16 protein-coding genes are annotated in these 20,006 nt (G+C 59.4%); 11 read left to right on the top strand and 5 right to left on the bottom strand.

Features of this window, described 5'->3' with window-relative positions:
* Positions 1-211: 211 nt before the first annotated feature.
* The 3 genes from CEPID_RS02485 to CEPID_RS02495 are packed head-to-tail and all read right to left on the bottom strand — an operon-like array spanning position 212 to position 2,797.
* Positions 212-889: a methionine ABC transporter permease gene (locus CEPID_RS02485; protein ID WP_047239619.1), complete on the bottom strand. Its 678-nt coding sequence runs from the start codon at positions 887-889 to the stop codon at positions 212-214.
* Positions 886-1,932: a methionine ABC transporter ATP-binding protein gene (locus tag CEPID_RS02490; RefSeq protein WP_047239620.1), complete on the bottom strand. Its 1,047-nt coding sequence runs from the start codon at positions 1,930-1,932 to the stop codon at positions 886-888. The genes CEPID_RS02485 and CEPID_RS02490 overlap by 4 nt, the downstream gene beginning before the upstream one ends.
* Before the next feature lie 4 nt (positions 1,933-1,936).
* A complete protein-coding gene (locus tag CEPID_RS02495) occupies positions 1,937-2,797 on the bottom strand; it encodes a MetQ/NlpA family ABC transporter substrate-binding protein (protein ID WP_047239621.1) in 861 nt (286 codons plus the stop codon).
* A 258-nt stretch (positions 2,798-3,055) separates the two neighbouring features.
* On the opposite strand from CEPID_RS02495, the gene CEPID_RS02500 reads away from it, so the two are divergent.
* The 3 genes from CEPID_RS02500 (at position 3,056) to CEPID_RS02510 (ending at position 11,750) form a co-directional block, all read left to right on the top strand.
* Complete coding sequence (locus CEPID_RS02500) at positions 3,056-6,220, top strand: error-prone DNA polymerase (RefSeq protein WP_047239622.1); 3,165 nt, start codon at positions 3,056-3,058, stop codon at positions 6,218-6,220.
* A 211-nt stretch (positions 6,221-6,431) separates the two neighbouring features.
* A complete protein-coding gene (locus CEPID_RS02505; protein WP_047239623.1) occupies positions 6,432-7,814 on the top strand; it encodes an anaerobic C4-dicarboxylate transporter in 1,383 nt (460 codons plus the stop codon).
* Between the two features lie 675 nt (positions 7,815-8,489).
* A complete protein-coding gene (locus tag CEPID_RS02510; protein WP_083984339.1) occupies positions 8,490-11,750 on the top strand; it encodes a proline dehydrogenase family protein in 3,261 nt (1,086 codons plus the stop codon).
* A 33-nt stretch (positions 11,751-11,783) separates the two neighbouring features.
* On the opposite strand, the gene CEPID_RS02515 is transcribed toward CEPID_RS02510, so the two are convergent.
* Positions 11,784-12,404 (bottom strand): trimeric intracellular cation channel family protein, encoded by a 621-nt coding sequence (locus CEPID_RS02515; RefSeq protein ID WP_047239624.1) that lies wholly within the window; start codon positions 12,402-12,404, stop codon positions 11,784-11,786.
* A gap of 115 nt (positions 12,405-12,519) precedes the next feature.
* On the opposite strand from CEPID_RS02515, the gene CEPID_RS02520 reads away from it, so the two are divergent.
* The 7 genes from CEPID_RS02520 (at position 12,520) to CEPID_RS02550 (ending at position 18,601) form a co-directional block, all read left to right on the top strand.
* Positions 12,520-12,969: a PH domain-containing protein gene (locus CEPID_RS02520; protein ID WP_047241288.1), complete on the top strand. Its 450-nt coding sequence runs from the start codon at positions 12,520-12,522 to the stop codon at positions 12,967-12,969.
* Positions 12,966-14,327 carry a PH domain-containing protein gene (locus tag CEPID_RS02525; RefSeq protein WP_047239625.1) on the top strand — a complete coding sequence of 454 codons (1,362 nt, stop codon included), beginning with the start codon at positions 12,966-12,968 and terminating at the stop codon, positions 14,325-14,327. Before CEPID_RS02520 ends, CEPID_RS02525 begins: the two co-directional genes overlap by 4 nt.
* A 108-nt stretch (positions 14,328-14,435) precedes the next feature.
* Complete coding sequence (locus CEPID_RS02530; protein WP_047239626.1) at positions 14,436-15,557, top strand: metal ABC transporter substrate-binding protein; 1,122 nt, start codon at positions 14,436-14,438, stop codon at positions 15,555-15,557.
* Positions 15,554-16,210, top strand: coding sequence for a metal ABC transporter ATP-binding protein (locus tag CEPID_RS02535; RefSeq protein WP_052843317.1), 657 nt, complete (start codon positions 15,554-15,556; stop codon positions 16,208-16,210). Before CEPID_RS02530 ends, CEPID_RS02535 begins: the two co-directional genes overlap by 4 nt.
* Positions 16,210-17,055: a metal ABC transporter permease gene (locus CEPID_RS02540; RefSeq protein ID WP_047239627.1), complete on the top strand. Its 846-nt coding sequence runs from the start codon at positions 16,210-16,212 to the stop codon at positions 17,053-17,055. Before CEPID_RS02535 ends, CEPID_RS02540 begins: the two co-directional genes overlap by 1 nt.
* On the top strand, positions 17,052-17,912 hold the full coding sequence (locus CEPID_RS02545) for a metal ABC transporter permease (RefSeq protein WP_047239628.1): 861 nt from the start codon (positions 17,052-17,054) through the stop codon (positions 17,910-17,912). Before CEPID_RS02540 ends, CEPID_RS02545 begins: the two co-directional genes overlap by 4 nt.
* Before the next feature lie 5 nt (positions 17,913-17,917).
* A complete protein-coding gene (locus CEPID_RS02550; RefSeq protein WP_047241290.1) occupies positions 17,918-18,601 on the top strand; it encodes a metal-dependent transcriptional regulator in 684 nt (227 codons plus the stop codon).
* Here the strand turns inward: CEPID_RS02550 and CEPID_RS02555 are convergent.
* Positions 18,574-19,056 (bottom strand): tRNA (cytidine(34)-2'-O)-methyltransferase, encoded by a 483-nt coding sequence (locus CEPID_RS02555; RefSeq protein WP_047239629.1) that lies wholly within the window; start codon positions 19,054-19,056, stop codon positions 18,574-18,576. The genes CEPID_RS02550 and CEPID_RS02555 overlap by 28 nt on opposite strands.
* A 100-nt stretch (positions 19,057-19,156) precedes the next feature.
* Here CEPID_RS02555 and CEPID_RS02560 point away from each other — a divergent pair, with 100 nt between their 5' ends.
* Complete coding sequence (locus CEPID_RS02560) at positions 19,157-20,005, top strand: bifunctional methylenetetrahydrofolate dehydrogenase/methenyltetrahydrofolate cyclohydrolase (protein ID WP_047239630.1); 849 nt, start codon at positions 19,157-19,159, stop codon at positions 20,003-20,005.
* Position 20,006 lies beyond the last annotated feature (1 nt).

Here is a 20,006-nt window from a genome sequence, read left to right on the forward strand (position 1 = left end):
ACTAGTTAGAAACTGATTTCTCAGTCCAACTAATGGGGAGCAGTTCAACGCCACGTATTTAGCGGCGGGCCCGAGCGAGTCAAGCTTCGTAACTTACTGCGGAACATAAGGTGAATTTGTGCTGCAGAGCTGTTCCTGCTCACTGCTCTCACCACGAGCAGCGCATACGCAAAAGGCCCTCCCGAAGGAGGGCCATGAGCGCAAAACAGGTTTACCGGCGCATGATCTTCTTGGACAGGTAGTTGCCGAGCAGCTGCGCGATCTGGACGATCACGATGATCACGGCAGTTGCAGCCAATGTGACTTCGGTGTCGAAGGATCGGTATCCGTAGACGATCGCGAAGTCGCCCAGGCCGCCGCCACCGATGTAGCCGGCCATCGCGGACATGTCGACTACCGCGATGAACACGAAGGTGTAGCCCAGGATCAGCGGCCCCAGCGCCTCAGGAATGATCACGGTGCGGATGATGCGCCATGGGGAAGCGCCCATGGAGCGGGCTGCTTCGATCATGCCGGGGTCGATGGAGACGAGGTTTTGCTCGACGATGCGGGCGATGCCAAACGTCGCGGCCACGGACATCACGAAGGTCGCGGCATCAATGCCGATTGTTGAACCGATGACTAGCTTGGTCAACGGCCCGATGAAGGCAATCAAAATGATGAAAGGGATCGGTCGAACAAAGTTCACGATCACGTTGAGCACGGTGTAAAGCGCCTTGTTCTGCAAGATTCCGCGAGAGCGCGTCGTGTATAGTAAAATGCCGAGGCCAAGGCCGAGGATGCCTGCCACCACCATCGTGATCGAAACCATGTACAAGGTGTCGATAATGGAGGTCACAAAGGAGTCGCCTAAGCGATCCCAGTCAGCTGCAAGTACGGTCTGGTTCATCGGATGATCTCCTGTACGTCAGCATTGGTGGACACGGCCTGGTAGAACTGTTCAATCGCCTCGTCCGGGCCGGTGAGCTGCACTGTGACCTTGCCAAAGGACTGGTGCTGCAACGTGGTAATGCCGCCGTGCACAATGTTGATGTTGACACCAGCTTTGGTGGCATCGGCGGAGGCAGCGAAGAACCCGGTTTTTTCGGTGAGGTCGATGGTAAAGATTCGGCCGTCGCGAAGCGCGAGCTCGTCGGATTCGACCATGTCGGGGGTGTTGCGCAGCGATGTGGCTACGAAGCGGGCGGCCACATCGGTCTTCGGGTGGGAAAAGACCTCGTAAACTGAGCCATATTCGACAACGCGCCCAGACTCCATGACGGCGACCTTGTCCGCGATGGAGCGGACCACTTCCATTTCGTGGGTGATTACGACGATGGTGATGCCGAACTTCTTGTTCACCTCGCGGAGCAAACGCAGCACGTCTTGCGTGGTTTCGGGGTCGAGTGCGGACGTCGCTTCGTCGGCAAGCAGCAGTCGCGGGTTGGTGGCCAGCGCGCGGGCGATGCCGATGCGCTGTTTTTGGCCGCCAGATAGCTGCTCCGGGTAGTGCTTGGCTTTGTCGGCAAGACCGACGAATTCGAGCAGTTCAGCCACGCGCTTTTCTCGCTCCGCTTTCGGCACGCCAGCAAGTTCCAACGGGTAAGCGATGTTGCCGGCGGCGGTGCGGGAGCTAAAGAGGTTGAACTGCTGGAAAATCATGCCGATGTCACGGCGTACCGATCGCAGTTGGCGTTCGGAAAGACCGACGACATCGAGGTCGTCGAGAAGCAGCTGTCCGGAGGTGGCTGCCTCCAGACCGTTGATTAGGCGCACGAGGGTGGATTTGCCCGCGCCGGAGTAGCCGATGATGCCGATGATTTCACCGGGCTCGACGGTGAGGGTGACATCCTCGAGCGCGGTGGTGGTTTTCTTGGCGTTGGTAAACACCTTGCCAACGCCGCGGAACTCGATGCGAGTGCCACGGCGTTGCGTTTGATTTGAATTGCTCAATGTTCTACTTCGTGTTTTGGAGACGATCCAGGATGGCCTTCAGATCTTCCTTAGAGCGCTTGACCTCGACGGACGTGCCCTTGGAGTCTTCTGCAAGCGCCTTTTGCACCTCAGGGGAGTGGTAGACATCAACGAGCTTAGCGATCTTTTCGTTGTTGACGTCTTTCTCTTTCACCACGATGGCGTTGATGTAAGGCTCTGCTTCCTTGGAATTCGGATCATCCTTGAAGATCGCGGTCTTCGCATCAATCTTCGCGCGCTCGAGGAAGGTGTTGTTCACGATTGCTGGCTTGCCTTCGTTGTACACCGTCGCGGTCTGCGCGGAGTCAACTGGCACGACCTTCACCTTCGACGCAGCCGTATCGACGTCCGCTGGGGTAGGAGTAACCAGATTCTCGGACTTCAGCGTGACCAATCCGGCCTGCTTCAAAACGTTGATGGCGCGCCCCTGGTTGGAAGGATCGTTAGGTAGGGCGATGTCTTGGCCTTCGATGCCATCCAAGCCGGTGTGGCCCTTCCAGTACAGCGCCAGTGGCACGATCTGGGTGGAGCCGATTGGCACGAGGTTGTCGTTAGCACCCGTGTTGTAAGCAGCGAGGAACTTCAGATGCTGGAAGAGGTTAGCGTCTACTTCGCCTTCGGAGAGCGCGCGGTTTGGTGTGTTGTAGTCTGCGAACTGGGTGGTCTTGATTTTCACGCCAGCCTTTTCGGCTTCCTGCTCGAAGACCTTCCAGTAGCCCATGTCGGCCTCGGTGGTGCCGAGCTTAATGGTGTCTTCGTCCGAAGCGCCACGACCGCAAGCGGCGAGGGACGTGGTGGTTGCAATAGCTGCCAGCGCGAGCGCTGCTGTACGGCGGAATTTCATTTCTTGCTGCCTTTCTAGACCAAGCTTTCTGTTTGTTGTTGGGAACACTAGCAGCTTTAGGAAACCAGGTACAGCTTAGTCTAGAAAGCTTGGTCTGTTCTTTCGCGTGAAAGGCGGGTGAGCTGGGGTGTCGGCATGCGTGTGAGGTGCATCACGGCGGGGTGCTTTGGTTGTCGAAGGAGGTTGATTCCAGGCTTTCTGGCCATGTTCGACCATCTTCAATTTTGAGCCGGGAGCCATTGACGGTTCTGGTCGAACATGTGTACGCTTGCGTCTGTGGAATGGAACGGGGGAGGATTTAATGGACGTCCGCTGAGCTGGTCGAAGCTTGAGCGTATCTTGAGCGGCAAAGAAGTGCCCACGCCTGTTTCCGTCTTACATACCGCCACGGCCAATCCGGAGCCAAAAGCGGAAACTACCACAGCTTTTGTGGAGCTCCATGCTCGAGGCAGTTATAATTTTCTGGTCGGCGCTTCGGAGCCGGAAGACCTCGTCGCGGAGGCCGTTCGGCTAGGAATGCCCGCCTTGGGAATCGTTGACCGGGATGGATTCTATGGGATGGTGAAATTCGCAGAAGCTGCCGGACGGTCTGGGTTGGCAACTGTGTTCGGTGCTGAGCTTTCCGTGCAGGGGCCAGAAAACCCACCCTTGACCGTGCTTGCCCGGGGGCCGGAAGGATACCGGCGTCTTTCTCGGGTTATCTCCGCTGCCCGAATGGCAGGCGGAGACAAAGATTCCGTGTGCTATCCCATGCTCGAGGAACTCGCCGAACACGCATCCTACTGGCTCGTCCTTGCAGATCACGAGTGGTTCCCAGCGCTGGATGCGTTGATCGCCACCTTCGGCTCCGACAGCGTGGTGCTGGAGCACCGCTGTGCGATGTTGCCCGTGGACTCTGACCGGCTGGCCGCATTGCGCGTCGAACAGCAAAAGCGTGGACTGCGGGCGGTGATCTCCGGGACACCGAACGCTGCCACGCGTGAGGATGCGGGACTGGCAGCCGCTAAAAACGCCCTCTATCTGAAGCAAAGCCTTGGAGAAGTAGTGGGCGAGCTCCATCCCATGGGTAGCACCTGGTTGCGGGACGCGGAAACCTTGTGGCGTGCCGTGCCGGATGCGTCCGACTTGATTGCGGAAACCCTGCGGATAGCGCAGGAGTGTGCCTTCGCGCTGAACCTGGTCGCGCCTAATTTGCCACGGTGGGAGACCCCCGAAGATCACACCGAAATGAGTTGGCTGCGAAAGCTAACACGGCAACGGGCCGAGATTCGCTACCGTAGCTGGCCGGCAGACATCCAGGAAAAGGCGCACGCTCAAATCGCATATGAACTAGGTGTGATCGAGAAGCTGGGATTCCCCGGTTACTTCCTCATCGTGATGGACTTGGTGGATTTTTGCCGCAAGCAGGACATTTTGTGTCAAGGCCGGGGGTCGGCCGCGAACTCGGCTGTCTGTTTCGCGCTCGGGATTACTGCGGTGGAGCCGATTCAGGCGGGGCTGCTGTTCGAGCGGTTCCTTTCGCCTGATCGGGACGGACCGCCGGACATCGACATTGACATCGAATCCGGTCGTCGCGAAGAAGTAATCCAGTATGTCTACGACAAGTATGGTCGGGACAACGCCGCCCAGGTTGCGAACGTAATTACCTACCGCACCAAAGGCGCAATTCGCGACGCCGGTCGCGCGCTCGGCTATCCGCAGGGCGCCTGTGATGCGTGGTCTCGCGGTGTGGAGGAGCCGCCGGAGCGAGTGCTTGAGTTGGCTGCGAAGTTCAAAGGGCAGCCACGTCACCTGGGCATTCATTCCGGTGGCATGGTGATCTGCGATCGCCCCATTGCCGATGTGGTGCCCACCGAGTGGGCCCGCATGGAAAAACGATCAGTGGTCCAATGGGACAAAGACGACTGCGCCTCTGCTGGGCTTGTGAAATTTGACCTGCTCGGCCTCGGCATGCTCGAAGCGCTGCACCACATGATTGACCTGGTGAAACAGCATCGTGGCCGCCAAGTAAACCTGTGGGAGCTCGACCTCGCCGACCCAAAAGTCTACGAAATGCTCGCCCGCGCTGATGCCGTCGGAGTTTTCCAAGTCGAATCCCGCGCCCAGATGGCCACCCTCCCACGCCTGAAACCCCGCTGCTTCTTTGACCTGGTGGTTGAAGTGGCCCTTATCCGCCCCGGCCCCATCCAAGGCGGCAGCGTCCACCCCTACATCCGGCGTCGCAACGGTCAGGAGCCGGTCACGTTCGACCACCCCTGCCTGGAAAACGCCCTAGCCAAGACCCTCGGTATCCCGCTCTTCCAGGAGCAACTCATGCAAATGGCGCGCGACGCGGCGGGCTTTTCCGGGGCCGAGGCCGATGCTTTACGACGTGCCATGGGCTCCAAACGCTCTCCCGCCAAGATGGCGGCGCTGCGTAGTCGCTTCTACCAGGGGCTAAAAGACACCAACGGCATAGCAGGATCGGTGGCGGATAACCTCTGGAACAAGATGGTTGCTTTTGCAGCGTACGGCTTCCCGGAATCCCACTCGCAATCTTTCGCGGGGCTGGTGTATTTCTCCGCGTGGTTCAAGTACTACTACCCGGCGGAATTCTGCGTGGGGCTGTTGCGCGCGCAGCCGATGGGGTTCTATTCGCCACAGTCATTGATCCAGGACGCGCGCCGACACGGCGTGCAGATTCTGCCCATCTCGGTCAACGATTCGGCGGTGGAAGCCGACTGTCCGAATGGGGAGATCCGGTTGGGATTGAACCTGGTGAGCGGACTCGGTGACAAAGCTGCGCAGCGCGTGGCAGCCAACGCTCCCTATCGAGACATCGCGGATGTGGCTCGCCGGGCCGAGCTCAACGTGCCACAGACCGAGGCGCTAGCTAAAGCCGGGGCATTTGATTGCTTCGGGGTGGACCGTCGACAAGCATTGTGGCAAGCAGGCGTTGCGGCGACGGAGCAGGAGGAGATGCTGCCGGGCTTGTCGTCGATTAGCGCGCCAAGCCTGCCTGGGATGAACGCGTTTGAAATGGTGGTTGCAGATGTGGCGGCGACCGGGGTTACGCATGACACGCAGCCGATGGAACTACTGCGGGATGCGCTCAACTCGCAAGACGTGGTGCCTGCGAACAAATTGCTGGAGCCGGAAGATGGGACGCGGATCCGGGTGGCGGGTGTGGTCACGCACCGGCAGCGCCCGCAAACCGCGAGCGGGGTGACGTTCCTTGGGATGGAGGACGAGACCGGGCTGATGAACGTCATGATCTCGCCTGGGCTGTGGGCGCGTGAAAAGCGGGTGGCGCGAACCTCGAAAGCGCTGCTCATCCGCGGGATTATCCAGAATGCCACCGGCGCGCCCACCCTGGTGGCGGATCGCATTGAGCCTCTGCCGATTGGGGAATGGATCAGTCGTGGTTCACGTGACTTCCGTTAGTCCGTGCTTGGATGTTGTGGTTTCCCAAAAAAAATGGGCGTGAGTATGTTGTTTAACGCGCTGTCAATTTTTGATTATGTGGGATTTATTAAGCCCTGTGCGTTAGGTGTGGAGACTCATGCGGTTTTAAGCTAGAGATGATGCAGATTGCGAATCGAAGCGTGATCTGGGTTTGTATCCAAAACCTGCTTAAAAACCGAAAGGGGAGATCGTGCTCGCCTCGATCCTCGACCCGTCCTCCGCCCTCGCCATCGTGCTCCAAATAGCCGTGGTGCTGTTCTGCCTGCTCTTGGGCACGCGCTACGGCGGCATCGGCCTGGGCCTCATTTCCGGCTTTGGCCTCTTGCTCATGGTGTTCCTGTTCGGCCTGAAGCCGGGCACCCCGCCTGTCGACGTCATGTTGACCATCATCGCGGTAATCGGCTGCGCCGCCACGCTGCAACAAGCCGGCGGTCTCGACGTGATGATGCAATACGCAGAAAAGTTGCTGCGCAAGAAGCCCGAAATGATCACCATTCTGGCTCCGTTGACCACCTGGTTCTTGACCGTGCTGTGTGGCACCGGCCATGTTGTGTACACGATGTTCCCGATTATTGAAGACATCGCGATTAAGAAGGGTATCCGCCCAGAGCGCCCGATGGCAGTATCGTCCACATCTGCACAGATGGGTATTACGGCTTCTCCGGTATCTGTTGCGACAGTATCGCTGGCCTCGATTCTGGCTAAGGAAGCCGGTGCGATCGACAAAGCGTTTACTATCCCACAGATCCTTATGGTTGCCATTCCAGCATCGCTAGCTGGCGTTTTGCTCGCGGCACTCTGGTCCCTGCGCCGCGGCAAGGACTTGGATAAGGACGAGGCGTTCCAGGAACGTTTGAAGGACCCAGAATTCCGGGCAAGTGTCTATAACTCTTCCGAAACCTTGATTGGCAAGGTCTTCCCGAAGGAATCCTTCCGTGCCATGTGGACATTCTTTGTTGCAATCGCAGTGGTGGTTATCCTTGGTGCTTTCGAAAATCTTCGTCCAGCTTTCGAGGGCAAGAAGGGCATGGAGCCACTGTCGATGAACCTCGTGATTCAGATGGTGATGCTGGTAGCCGGTGCCTTCATCTTGATTTTCTGCCGTGTAGAGTCCAATAAGATCGCCTCTACCGCAGTGTTCAAGGCCGGAATGACGGCCGTGTTCTCGGTGTTCGGAGTGGCGTGGATGGCGGACACCTTCTTCCAAACACACATCGACGCTCTGAAAGGCTCCTTGGGTGGCGTAGTGGAAGCAGCCCCATGGGCATACGCAATCGTACTGCTTGTCGTTTCTAAGCTGGTCAACTCCCAGGCTGCGGCCCTGGTTGCGATCGCCCCTATCGGCCTCCAGCTGGGTGTAGCGCCTGAACTGATCGTCGGTTTCTACGGTGCTGCGTATGGCTACTTCATCTTGCCCACGTACCCATCGGACTTGGCTTGCATCGGCTTCGATAAGACCGGCACAACCCGCATCGGCAAGTACGTGCTCAACCACTCCTTTATCATCCCGGGCTTCATCTCGGTGATTACCTCCTGTGTCGTGGGATCGCTGCTCGCACAGGTAGTGCTGTAGCCGTGGCGTGAGTTGGTCGTTTCCCATGGACTCGGACGTCTGAATGACAAGTTTTAGCTGTGTTAAGTGGTGGCCACTCGTAGTGGCTGCCACTTAACACTTTTTGTGGGTCGCCGCGGGTTAAGTAAAGATAAGTGTGTCTCGTCGGCGTGTCGTCGGCCGTGCGGGTGTGCTGCACAAGTGCTATGTCGTCGCTTCGGCGTAGTCCGACTACGCAGAGCAGCGTTTTTTAATGAATTAAATCCCACAGCGGTAGTCCGACTACACCGAAGGGACGACATCGAGCGAGCTACGGCTCCCAGACAACACTAAATACTGGCTTCAGGCCCACAACGCTGCGGGAAACATGCATCAGAGACACACTTTTCTTTACTTAACCCGTCGCCGCGGTGGACCCGGCTGGACCCGGCTGGACCCGAAACTTGACCACATAGTAGCGTCTGATTTTGGCCTGAAAACGGTCATAGGGTGTGGCGAAGTTTTGCCCGCCTCCATAGGCACAGCCCAAAGCGCCTACCGCCTAGAACAGGACTATTGTGGCCAGAGTTGCCGACCGCCAGCGAAAAAGAAGCGCATTAGGGGTTTCTCACTTGGTCGTTCGAGGGTAACCTGCAACACATAGGTGGTGTTTCGGTTCACCGATCACTTGCGAATACAGCGTCGGAGAGGAGACCCATGTCTGACCAGCACGCACGAAAGAGCGAGGCCGCCGACCCACTGGCCGCCGACCCACTGGCCACGGACCCATTAGCAGGGGTCATTTCCCAAGCCACCGCGCAGGCGGTGCAGTGGAATGCTGGAATAGATCAGGAAAACCAAATCTCAGACATGGTGCGCAGCGATGGGGGAATCGATTTCACCATGCGTTTTGTGGATCGTGTGGCACGGCCTACGGATAATAAGGCAGCCGCGAAGGCGCTCCATGAGCTTCAAGCACCACCGAGCTTCATCAGTGGTGTGGATCGCGCGCTGTTTCTCGCCGGCATCAGGCTTGCACCTGTGTTGCCACACATCGTTATCCCGGCGGCTAAGCTGCGGTTACGGCAACTAGTGGGGGACCTCATCCTTGATGCGGATGGCAGCGCCCTCAATGAGCTTTTGGATGAGGCCCAAGAGCAGGGCATTCAGCTTAACCTGAACCTGCTCGGCGAGGCTGTGTTGGGGGAGAAGGAATCTGACAAACGCCTGCAGGACACCATTGAGTTGGTGAAGAACCCTCGGGTGTCCTATGTGTCCATCAAGGCGTCGTCAGTGGCAGCCCAGCTCAACCCCTGGGACATGGAGGGTAACCTTGCCCGGTTGAAGGGGCGTCTGCGTCCGCTCTACCGGGCGGCCCGGGACAATGGGGTCTTCGTCAACTTGGACATGGAAGAGTACAAGGACCTGCAGGTCACTGTGCGCCTGTTTACGGAGCTGCTGAGCGAGGACGAGTTCAGGGACTATCAGGCCGGTATCGTGCTCCAGGCATACCTGCCGGATAGCTACGATGCGCTTCGCAGCCTGGCAACGTTTGCCACTCAGCGGGTCGCCGATGGGGGCGCGAGCGTGAAGGTCCGTATCGCGAAGGGCGCGAACCTTTCCATGGAGCGTGTCGAGGCCGAACTGCACGACTGGCCGCAGGCGCCGTACCTCACCAAGCATGAAGTCGATGCCAACTACTATCGACTCCTCGACTTCATCCTGCAGCCCGAATACGCCGACAGCATCCGCATTGGCGTCGCCAGCCATAACCTGTTCACGATGGCTTTTGCTAAGAAACTGGCTGCTGCTCGTGGGGTCGAGCGCCAAATCGACATGGAGATGCTGCAAGGCATGGCCCCGGCGATCGGCGAGGAAATCCTCTACACCCCAGTGGTCCGGGCCGAAGATTTTGACGTTGCAGTGTCCTACCTGGTTCGTCGATTGGAAGAAAACGGCGCCGAAGAAAACTTCTTGCATGCGCAGGCTGTGGGCGACTTCGAGGGGCAAAAGGCTGCGTTCTTAAGTGCAGTGGCGGATCGGTGGAACGTTGCCGATACGCCTCGGCGTAGCCAAGATCGGAGCGTCGACAAGCAGGCCCACGCCGGGCACCGCGGTTTCCGCAACGAACCAGACACCGACCCTGCACTCGCAGTGAACCGCGCATGGGCGTTGCAGCACTTGCGCCAAGACCCTGGCCCGGCGCGCTCGGCGCAAGTCACCGACGTGCAGCTTATCGACGCCGCGGTGGCTCGCGCTCGCGATGCGGCACCGCTTCCCGCGGCGGACCGGGAACGACTGCTCCACGCGGCTGCGGATGCGCTTGCTCGTCATCGCGGTGACTTGATCGCGGTGATGGCGTACGAAGCGGGAAAGACGGTGGATCAGTCGGATCCGGAGATCTCCGAGGCGATCGACTTCGCGAATTACTACGCGTCGTGCATCGCGGGACTGGATGATCGATTTACTCCGAACAGGGTCGTGGTGGTGATTCCGCCGTGGAACTTCCCGGTGGCAATACCGATGGGTGGGGTGTTCGCGGCGATCGCTGCTGGTGCCCGGGTCATCCTGAAGCCGGCGCCGCAGACGCTGCGGTGCGCCGAGGTGGCTGTGCAGGCGCTGCGAGAAGCTGGCATCACCGAGGATGTGCTGCAACTGGTGAATGCCGACGAATCGGATGCGGGCAAGCGACTCATTTCGCATCCGGAGGTGGACACGGTGGTGCTGACGGGTGCGTCGGAAACCGCGCGGTTGTTCCGCTCGTGGCGTCCGGAAATGAACCTGTTGGCGGAGACGTCGGGGAAGAACGCGATTATCGTCACCCCGCACGCGGATCCCGACCTGGCAGTTGCTGATGCCTACAAGTCGGCCTTTGGGCACGCGGGTCAGAAGTGCTCGGCGGCTTCGTTGCTGATTCTGGTCGGTGACTGTGGGCGCTTCAAAAACCAGCTGGTGGACGCCGTTGCCACGCTGCGTGTTGGGCGGGGAACGGAGATCTCTACCACCATGAATGGACTGATCGAAGCTCCGGGCGAGAAGCTGCGCCGGGGGCTCACCCAACTCGACCCAGGGGAGAGCTGGCTGCTGCAACCTCGCGAGATTGCGCCGGACCTGTGGACGCCGGGGATCCGAGACAACGTCCAACCCGGGTCCTGGTTCCACACCACCGAGTGCTTCGGGCCGGTGACAGGGATCATGTATGCATCTTCGCTCGAGGAGGCCATTGAGTGGCAAAACAGCACTGGTTTCGGCCTGACGGGTGGGTTGCATTCCCTCGACGAGGAAGAAATCGCTTACTGGCGGGAGCACGTCGAGGTGGGTAACGCCTATATCAACCGTGGTATTACCGGGGCGATCGTCCAGCGGCAGTCGTTCGGTGGCTGGAAGAATTCCGCCATTGGGCCGGGGGCGAAGGCCGGTGGTCCGAATTATGTGGCACAGTTTGGCAGTTGGGAAGATGGCGCATTGTCGCCGGTCGCCGGAGTTTCCTTGGCTCCAGCCGTAACTCAACTCCTTCGCGCTGCCCACCTCCCAGCTGCGGACCTGGAGTGGGTGACCCGAGCCGCCGAACTCGACGCGTTCGCCTGGGCCACGGAATTCGGGGTGGAACACGACCGGACCGGGCTACGCAGCGAATCGAACGTCTTCCGCTACGTTCCAGCCGACTCCTATCTGTACTATGCCGCGGAACTAACCCAGCGCGACGAGCTACGGCTCAAGATTGCCAGCGAACTCACCGGGGTGCCGCTCATCCGCCTCCGATCCGCCGACTTCCCCGCCAATTCCCGAATCAGGGTAATCGGCGACGCGCCCGAAGAGCTCCGCCGGCTCGCCGCCGACAACGGCTCTTACCTGCTCGAAGGGCCATTGCTTGCCGACGGCCGCCGCGAGTTACTCCTCTTCCTCAAAGAGCAAGCTATCTCGCAGACCATGCATAGGTTTGGGGTGATCGCGGCGGGCGCCCACGCCGGTCGCTGATCTGGGGCAAGCTGGCGAGGCAATGGGCGTCGATTAGCTGCGTTCTTGGTAATCAAAGATTGGCAGCGACCAGCCTCGCCAAATGGCCAGGAGGCGCACCGTCACCGCGACCAAAATGGACACGATGACGGTGACGGAATCCGAAGCGCCGAGCGCGCGCAACAAGAAATAAACGCAGGTGGCGAGCACGGCCACGGAGGCGTACAACTCCTCCTGGAAGACCAGTGGGATTTGATTACTCAGCAGGTCTCGGATCACGCCACCGAACACCCCAGTCACCACAGCGGAGACCACCGCGATCACAAAGCCATGGCCCAACCCCAAGGCCACTTGGGTGCCGATGACGGCAAAAACAGAGAGTCCCACGGCGTCCAGTACGAGGAACACAACTCGGAAATTTTCCAACAGGAAAGGCATGCTGACGGTGACGAAGCTCGCCACCACAACCAGGACCAGGTACTGTGGCTCCGCCACCCACGTCAACGGATAGTGCCCGAGTAAAACATCGCGAATCGAGCCACCACCGATCGCAGTCACCGACGCTAAAACTGCCACCCCAAAGAGGTCCATCTTCCGGCGACCGGCAGCAAGCGCGCCAGTCATCCCTTCAGCGGTGATGCCGATGATCCAGAGGATTTTCAACAAAGAGAGCATATGCGCAACGCGGCCTTACTAACCGAGGAGGAAAACAGGACACGTAGAGACTAACCCACCGGCGAATTCCGCAGCGATGCGCCCAGGCATAATGGGAATCATGAGCATGCCACACATGAATCCAGCAGAATCGAAATACATCAAGGTGCGCTACCTAGTGGAGCTGCCCTGGATTGTCGTCTTTGCTATCGGGTGTGCCATCGGTGGTCTGCTGTGGACTCCGTGGCTGCACATCGCCACCGGGGTATGCATGTTGTGGTTGCTGTGGTGGTTGTGGCTAGTTCCACAGCAAGTAAAGAACTTAGGTTGGCTGGAAGCCGAGAACGAACTACTACTGACGAAAGGCAAGTTGTGGCATACCTTTACGGTGGTGCCCTACGGACGCATCCAGTTTGTCGACGTCAAAGCCGGTCCTGCCGAACGAGCCTTTGGCCTCAAACACGTGGAACTACACACCGCGTCTGCCACCAGTGATTCCAAAGTTCGGGGACTCAGCGCCACCACTGCAGATGAATTGCGCGATCGCTTGGCCATGAAAGCGCGCGAACGGATGAGCGGGCTATGAACGAGTTCCGTCATGTGCATCGAGCTACGCCACTGCTGCAATTTTGGACGACCATCCTAGCGATCCTCGCGGTCGCCCTGGCTAACGTCTCGGCGACAGTCCTACGTGACATCGTTGCTGCCGTGCAACACGGGCAGATCAAGTCGGTGTGGTTCCTGGCGGCCATCGCCGGTTTCGTCGCCCTGTGTGCGGTCATTTGGCTGGTTTCTGGCATCTGGTGGAAAGCGATAGGCTTTCGGCTCGGCTCGGAAGAACTGGCAATCAAACACGGGGTGATCTCGCACTCTTTGCGGACCGCCCGCTATGACCGCATCCAGGCCGTGGACGTTGTGGAGCCGGTAATCGCGCGGATCTTTGGCGTGGCGAAAGTACGGGTGGAAACCGCCGGCGGTAACAATTCCGTACTGGAGATCAGCTATCTCAAGCGCGCAGAAGCTGAACAAGTTCGCGCGGAGGTGCTGGCGCGCCGGGCAGGGATCGGCCATGAAAACCCGCGAGAAGCAGGCGAAACAGATAACGCCGGGCTACTCCCTCCGCAAGCTGCACCTGCGCTCATTCCGCCGATCCCGGTGTCACGCAGCATTGCTGTTGCCGTGTTGTCCAGCCACGCGGTTGTGGTCGTGTTGTCGCTGCTGGGCGCGGTGTTTCTTCCCGGTGGCTTCGGAATCGTGCTGCCTTTCATAGTTGGTTTCGGTCCGGCGCTGTGGCGAATTATCGATACCTCCTACGGATTCACGGCCGAACTCGATGAGGACGTATTAAACATCTCCTACGGGCTCGCTGATCGACGCCGCCAGTCCATTCCGCTGGGACGCATTCACGCGGTCCAAGTCGAGCAGCCACTGTTGTGGCGGGGCACCGGCTGGTGGCGGGTACGCGTCTCGATCGCTGGGTATGGCGTCGACAAGCAGAATGCGTCGACGACGTCCCTGCTGCCAGTGGGCACTTTCGAGCAGGCGCTCGCAATGCTTGCGGTGATTACCCCGCTGAGCGAGCAGGACCTCGCTACGGTCGCAGACCCGCGCGGGCATAAGGGGGCACAGTTCCGCAGCCCAAAGGTGGCGAAGTGGTTGAGCCCCATTGATCGCGATCAGCAGGCAACCACGCTTATCGACGACCGCGCGGTGGTCATGCACGCCGGTCGGTTGGGGCACCGGATGAAGGTGATTCATCCCAGCCATATCCAGGAGCTGTCTTTTGATCAGGGGCCGATTGGGCATGCGTTGGGTCTGGCAAATGTGCGTCTTGACTTGGTTCGTGGTCCGGTGGCAATGACGGCTGCACAGCTTACGCGCGCGGATGCGTCGATCTTGTTGGAGCACCTCAGACATCGAAAGTTCAATTCATTGACCATCTAATTTCAATGTATTGAAAATAGTGTTAGGGTGAGCTTGAAAAGCTCACTCTAATGCTGCGCGCCTTTCCTCGGCGAGGAGCATTAGCCCAACCCTTGGGAAGGATCGTCAATGTCCGTTCGAGGTACCAAAGCCCTCATCGTGGCCAGCGCGCTCGCGCTAGGCGGGTGTAGCCAAGCAGCCACCCAATCGCACTCCAGCCAGCCAGCAGCGCTCCGAGTGGTAGCCACCACCACGCAAATCTGTGACTACCTCACCCAGCTTTCTTCCGGAGTGCCAGTACGCCTAACTGACCCCCAAGGCAAGACCCACACCAGCGAGCAGCAGGACCCGAAACTGGATCTCACCTGCATTTTGTCTCCCAACGCATCGGCGCACGAACATGAGATGACTGCCCAACAGATGGCGGCATTGGCCACTGCGGACGTGATCTTCGTCAACGGCGTGGACTTGGAACGCTTCATGGATCAAGCCATCGAATCCTCCGGATTCCATGGCAAATTAGCCGTCACTTCCGGCAAAGACGACACAGCTCAGTCTGCCGGGAAGCGCGAGTACCAGCGCGTCGTTGGCACGCACAAGATCGATGTCGCCCCTTGGCCGTTCGCGCCCGAACCGGGTGAAGAAGCGGAGTTCGAATTCGACCCGCACGTCTGGACCAGCCCCAAAGGCGCCATGATGCAAACTCGCAATATCGCCGAAGCACTAGCGGCGGAAAGCGCTGGCGATGTCCAGTGGAACGCGCAGGCCGAACCCTACCTCAGCAAGCTCGCTGATCTGGACCGGTGGGTGCAAGATAGCTTGCAGACCGTACCGCGTGAAAAGCGGGTGCTATTTACCTCGCATGATGCCTTCGGCTACTTTGCGCGCGACTATGATGTGGACTTCATTGGGTCTGCACTCTCGGACTTCAACGCCCAGCAGGATGCAACATCCCAGCACATTCAAGCGGGCGTCGATCAAGTGCGTCAGGCCCACGCCGAAGTGATTTTCGCGGAGAACTCGAACAACGCTAAGTCCATTGAAGCTATCGGCCGGGCGGCCGGGGTGCGCGTCATTACCGGTGACGAAGCCCTCTACGGAGATTCGCTCGGCCCAGCAGGCAGCGACGGCGCCACCTATATCGGCTCGATCCTGCACAATGTCACCAACCTGGTGCGCGCGTGGGGTGGCACCCCGGCACCATTACCTGTTTCCTTGCAGCCTTGGGCCCCGAAGGAAACTATCCAATGAGCACGCCGGTGGTGACTTTTGACCAGGCATCGGTGGGCTACCGAGGCCACGAAGTGCTCACTGATGTTTCCTTCTCGATCCCCTCACACAGCATGGTCACGCTGGTAGGCGACAACGGGGCTGGTAAATCAACCATCTTGAAAGCGATCTTGGGACTCGCTGAAGTGTTGCGTGGAAGCGTGACCGTGGATGGCGAACACCGCACAAAGTCAGCGCAAGGCAGCGTCGGGTATGTGCCTCAGAAACTCGACGCCGCTAAGGATTTCCCGATTACCGCCCTTCAGGTTGTGGGTCTTGGTCTAGTGAGCCGGTTGGGTCCGTTCCGCAGGCTCAGCAAAGCTGATCGGGAAAGCTGCCATCGGGCGCTCGCCGCGGTAGACCTCGCCGACTGCGCACGCTTGCGTTTCGGGGAGCTTTCCGGCGGGCAACAGCAGCGGGTACTCATCGCCCGCTCCCTCGTCTCCGGACCCCGACTGCTGCTTCTCGACGAACCCTTCAACGGCCTCGACGAAGCTGCCCGTAATCGCTTGATCACGCTGCTCAACGAGCTCAAACATCGTGGCCTAGCGATCATCGCATCCACACACGACGTGCGCCTGGCCACCGAAACCGATGCCCGCCTGCTGCGGGTGGAAGACGCGACGGTGCGCTGATGGAAGTGCAGGCGTTGTTCACAATCCCATATCTCTACCGGCCCCTGATCCTTTTGCTCGCGCTCGGTATATCCGCAGGGTGCGTGGGTGCGCTAGTAAATCTCCGACAAGCAGAATTCACCGCGGAGACCATGGCACATGCGATCTTCCCGGGCGTGGTACTTGGGTTCATCGTTAACGGAATCAGCGGGATTATCCCGGGTGGTTTTTGGGCCGGTTTGCTCTGCGCCGCGGTACTGACTGTGCTGCCCCGCACTACCGACCACAGCAACGAGGCCGGTACCGCAGTCATTCTGGCAACCTTCTACGCGGTGGGCATGGTCATCTCCCTGGCCCACGCCGACCGCTCGGGTCAACTCGAGGCTCTGATGTTCGGCCGTCTGCTCGAGCTGTCCCCGGCACGCCTTCAACAATCCCTGGTGATCTGCGGACTGGCCACTATCACCATGCTCAGCCTGCTCCCCGCGCAAGTCAGCGTGGCGTTTGATCGGACGACGGCCACGATCGACGGAATCCGCCCCCGGCTTCTCGACGCGATATTCAACTTCAGCGTCGCCGCCACAGTAGCTGCCGGTGCCTCAGCTGTGGGGGTGCTGCTGGTGGTGGGATACCTCGTCATTCCAGCCGCCGCGGGCAGAATCCTTTGCCGCACCGTGGGCGCGCAATTGGCATTCGCGGTGGGTTTTGCCAGCGTTGGAGGTCTGGTGAGCATGTTGATTGTGACGGGGCAGCACAGCCACCCGGTCTCCGCGCAGGCGTGCGTCATCATGGTGTTTTTGGTGCTGTTCGGCCTAGCAATCGGCTGGGTTCAGTTGCGCCATCGGGTAGCGGGAGGTCGACGATGAACTGGTGGGAGATACATTTCTGGCCCCTCGCGGAGGTCCTCGTGCTGGGGGCCGGTACCGGTCTGGTTGGGGCACTGGCATTGCTCCATCGCCGGATCTTCTTCGCCGAGGCGATCTCGCACGCGTCGTTTCCCGGGGCTGTTATCGGGGTGGTGCTCGCGGCTTCCTTGTCCGCAACTCAGCTGACGGGCTATATCTTCCTTGGGGCCTTTGCCGGCTGCGTAGCGCTAGCGCTGTTGATGCGGGCATTGGTGGACGTTCCGGGTCTCAACAGCCAATCTGCTGCGGGTATTGTGCTGTCATCCGGGTTTGCTTTCGGATATTTCCTGGCCAATTGGTTTAAACCCTTACCGATCCGAGTCGATTCTTTCCTCACCGGCTCTGTTGTGAGCGTGGGAAGAATGGATGTGTATGCTTCGGTAGCAGTGGCGCTGACCGCGTTATTGGTGGTGGCTGCCTTCGGCTCCGCGCTGATCAGCATGGCCTTTGACCAGACGCTTTTCCGCGCCGCTGGAGGAGCTACACGACGTCTGGATGCCCTGGTCCTGTTGTTGATTTGTGCAGTCATTGTTGTGGCGATTCCCGCGGTGGGCACCATTGTGGTGATCGCGCTGTTGGCCGCACCTGCAGCGAGCGTGCAACCGTGGGTACGCAGCCCAGTTGCGTTGTTATGCTGGTCTCCGATCCTGGGTGTGCTGGTGGGCGGGCTCGGTTTTGCGTTGGCAGTTCAGTGGGGCCTGTCGGTGGGCGGGACAATTGCCATCGTGTGCGGTGGGTGTTTCACTGTTTCCCAGTGTGGGCACCAGCTAGCGACGAGTACCCGCCAACCGTCAGCCATGTTCCGACGCTATTCTTGATCACCATGGACGTCGCTACGCTGCCTGCTAAAACCCAGGACTACCTGAAGATTATTTTTGACATCGTCGAGCGCACCGGCCAGGCGGCGACGATGGGCGAGTTGGCGGCGGCGATGAAACAGCGCCCGTCAACCACCACCGAGGGAGTCAAGCGACTGGCGGAAAAAGGACTTGTCCACCATGAGCGTTACACCGGAATCACGCTCACCGAAGCTGGCCGGGGCATTGCGACGGCCATGGCGCGTCGGCACCGGCTGATTGAAACCTTCCTCGTCGCGCAGCTGGGCTATAGCTGGGACGAAGTGCATGCAGAAGCGGATCTGCTCGAACACGCGGTATCCGACCTGTTTATCGCGCGTATCGACGAACTCCTCGGCCATCCGACGCGGGACCCACACGGTGATCCGATCCCGTTAGCAAACGGGGAGGTCGAGGAAATCAGCGTCACCCCATTGCAGCAGCTTCCCGACGGAGCCAGCGCTTTAATCGAGCGAGTTCACGATTCCAATGCAGACCTACTGCGCTATCTAGCGGAAAAGGGGATTCGCCCCGGGGTGGTTGTTCAAGCCGTGGGGACGGAATTCGCCGGGATGCGGCTGATTTCCGTTGCTGGGAGCAACATTGCGCTGGCCGCGGAAGCGCTCGAGGTCATCGATGTGAGCTACTCGCCACCGACAAATCCCAGCTGACGCCAGGCTTCATAGGTAGCCACCGCGGCAGCATTCGACAGGTTCATCGAGCGACGTCCTGGAAGCATAGGGATACGCACTAGTTCCGTGATCCGAGGGTGGTTGAGGGCATAATCATCGAGCCCGGTCGGTTCGGTACCGAACAATAGGACGTCGCCGTGTTCAAAAGCGATATCCGTGTGGCGGATGCTGGTGCGGGCGGTGAAAGCGAAGACTCGGGCCGGACCGATCGCTTCGAACGTGGCGTCGAGATTGTCATGCACGGAAACGTCAGCGAGGTCGTGATAGTCCAGTCCGGCGCGACGCAAGTTCTTTTCCTCGAGGTTGAAACCCAATGGCCCGGCCAAGTGCAGGCGCGCGCCGGTGCCAGCACACATGCGAATAGCGTTGCCGGTGTTCGGTGGGATCACTGGTTGATCAAACACGACGTGGGCAAACGGGGAGTCAAAGTGCATGTGGTTAGGGTAGCCCTGAAGAAGCGCTGATTGAAATTTGCCCGGTGTGTAAAAGACGCGATTCCTCAGCTACTCCGCCAAACGTGGAATAATGTCCCCTATGACTGCAACCAAGCTGGATGGCAACCTGTACCGTGATGAAATCTTTTCCGATCTTGCGCAGCGTGTAGCCGCACTCAATGAACGAGGCATCGTCCCGGGCCTGGCGACGGTCCTGGTGGGTGACGACCCCGCTTCGCATTCCTACGTGAAGATGAAGCACCGCGACTGCGAGCAAATCGGAGTTCGTTCGATCCGCAAAGACCTCCCAGCCGACGTTTCGCAGGAAGATTTGCTCGCAGTCATTGAGGAGCTCAACAACGATCCGGCCTGCACTGGCTACATCGTGCAGTTGCCGCTGCCGAAGCACCTGGATGAAAACGCCGTGCTCGCTGCCATCGATCCAGCCAAAGATGCTGATGGCCTGCACCCAGTTAACTTGGGGAAATTGGTTCTCAACGAGCCTGCACCACTGCCTTGTACGCCGAATGGTGCGATCTCTTTGCTGCGTCGATTTGGCGTCGAGCTTGATGGTGCGAAGGTCGTCGTGATTGGGCGCGGAGTGACCGTGGGGCGCCCGATCGGTCTGATGCTCACGCGACGTTCGGAAAACGCGACCGTCACCTTGTGCCACACCGGCACCAAAGATCTGGCCGCAGAGACCCGCAATGCAGATGTCATCATCGCCGCTGCTGGTCAGCCACATATGCTCACCGCCGACATGGTGAAGCCAGGGGCTGCCGTGCTTGACGTCGGAGTTTCCCGGAAGGACGGAAAACTGCTGGGCGATGTGCATCCAGACGTATGGGACGTTGCCGGTTTCGTTTCGCCGAACCCTGGTGGAGTTGGGCCACTGACCCGTGCGTTCCTGGTGCGCAACGTGGTTGAGCGCGCAGAGCAGCAGGCCTAGT

Origin of the sequence: Corynebacterium epidermidicanis (assembly GCF_001021025.1) — a bacterium.
GTDB classification, from domain to species: Bacteria; Actinomycetota; Actinomycetes; order Mycobacteriales; family Mycobacteriaceae; genus Corynebacterium; species Corynebacterium epidermidicanis.

Excerpts from the sequence above, each read along its gene's own strand:
- CEPID_RS02485 (WP_047239619.1), bottom strand. The coding sequence starts at position 889 with ATGAACCAGACCGTACTTGCAGCTGACTGGGATCGCTTAGGCGACTCC.
- CEPID_RS02495 (WP_047239621.1), bottom strand. The coding sequence starts at position 2,797 with ATGAAATTCCGCCGTACAGCAGCGCTCGCGCTGGCAGCTATTGCAACC.
- CEPID_RS02500 (WP_047239622.1), top strand. The coding sequence starts at position 3,056 with ATGTGTACGCTTGCGTCTGTGGAATGGAACGGGGGAGGATTTAATGGA.
- CEPID_RS02510 (WP_083984339.1), top strand. The coding sequence starts at position 8,490 with ATGTCTGACCAGCACGCACGAAAGAGCGAGGCCGCCGACCCACTGGCC.
- CEPID_RS02515 (WP_047239624.1), bottom strand. The coding sequence starts at position 12,404 with ATGCTCTCTTTGTTGAAAATCCTCTGGATCATCGGCATCACCGCTGAA.
- CEPID_RS02520 (WP_047241288.1), top strand. The coding sequence starts at position 12,520 with ATGAATCCAGCAGAATCGAAATACATCAAGGTGCGCTACCTAGTGGAG.
- CEPID_RS02525 (WP_047239625.1), top strand. The coding sequence starts at position 12,966 with ATGAACGAGTTCCGTCATGTGCATCGAGCTACGCCACTGCTGCAATTT.
- CEPID_RS02530 (WP_047239626.1), top strand. The coding sequence starts at position 14,436 with ATGTCCGTTCGAGGTACCAAAGCCCTCATCGTGGCCAGCGCGCTCGCG.
- CEPID_RS02535 (WP_052843317.1), top strand. The coding sequence starts at position 15,554 with ATGAGCACGCCGGTGGTGACTTTTGACCAGGCATCGGTGGGCTACCGA.
- CEPID_RS02540 (WP_047239627.1), top strand. The coding sequence starts at position 16,210 with ATGGAAGTGCAGGCGTTGTTCACAATCCCATATCTCTACCGGCCCCTG.
- CEPID_RS02545 (WP_047239628.1), top strand. The coding sequence starts at position 17,052 with ATGAACTGGTGGGAGATACATTTCTGGCCCCTCGCGGAGGTCCTCGTG.
- CEPID_RS02550 (WP_047241290.1), top strand. The coding sequence starts at position 17,918 with ATGGACGTCGCTACGCTGCCTGCTAAAACCCAGGACTACCTGAAGATT.
- CEPID_RS02555 (WP_047239629.1), bottom strand. The coding sequence starts at position 19,056 with ATGCACTTTGACTCCCCGTTTGCCCACGTCGTGTTTGATCAACCAGTG.
- CEPID_RS02560 (WP_047239630.1), top strand. The coding sequence starts at position 19,157 with ATGACTGCAACCAAGCTGGATGGCAACCTGTACCGTGATGAAATCTTT.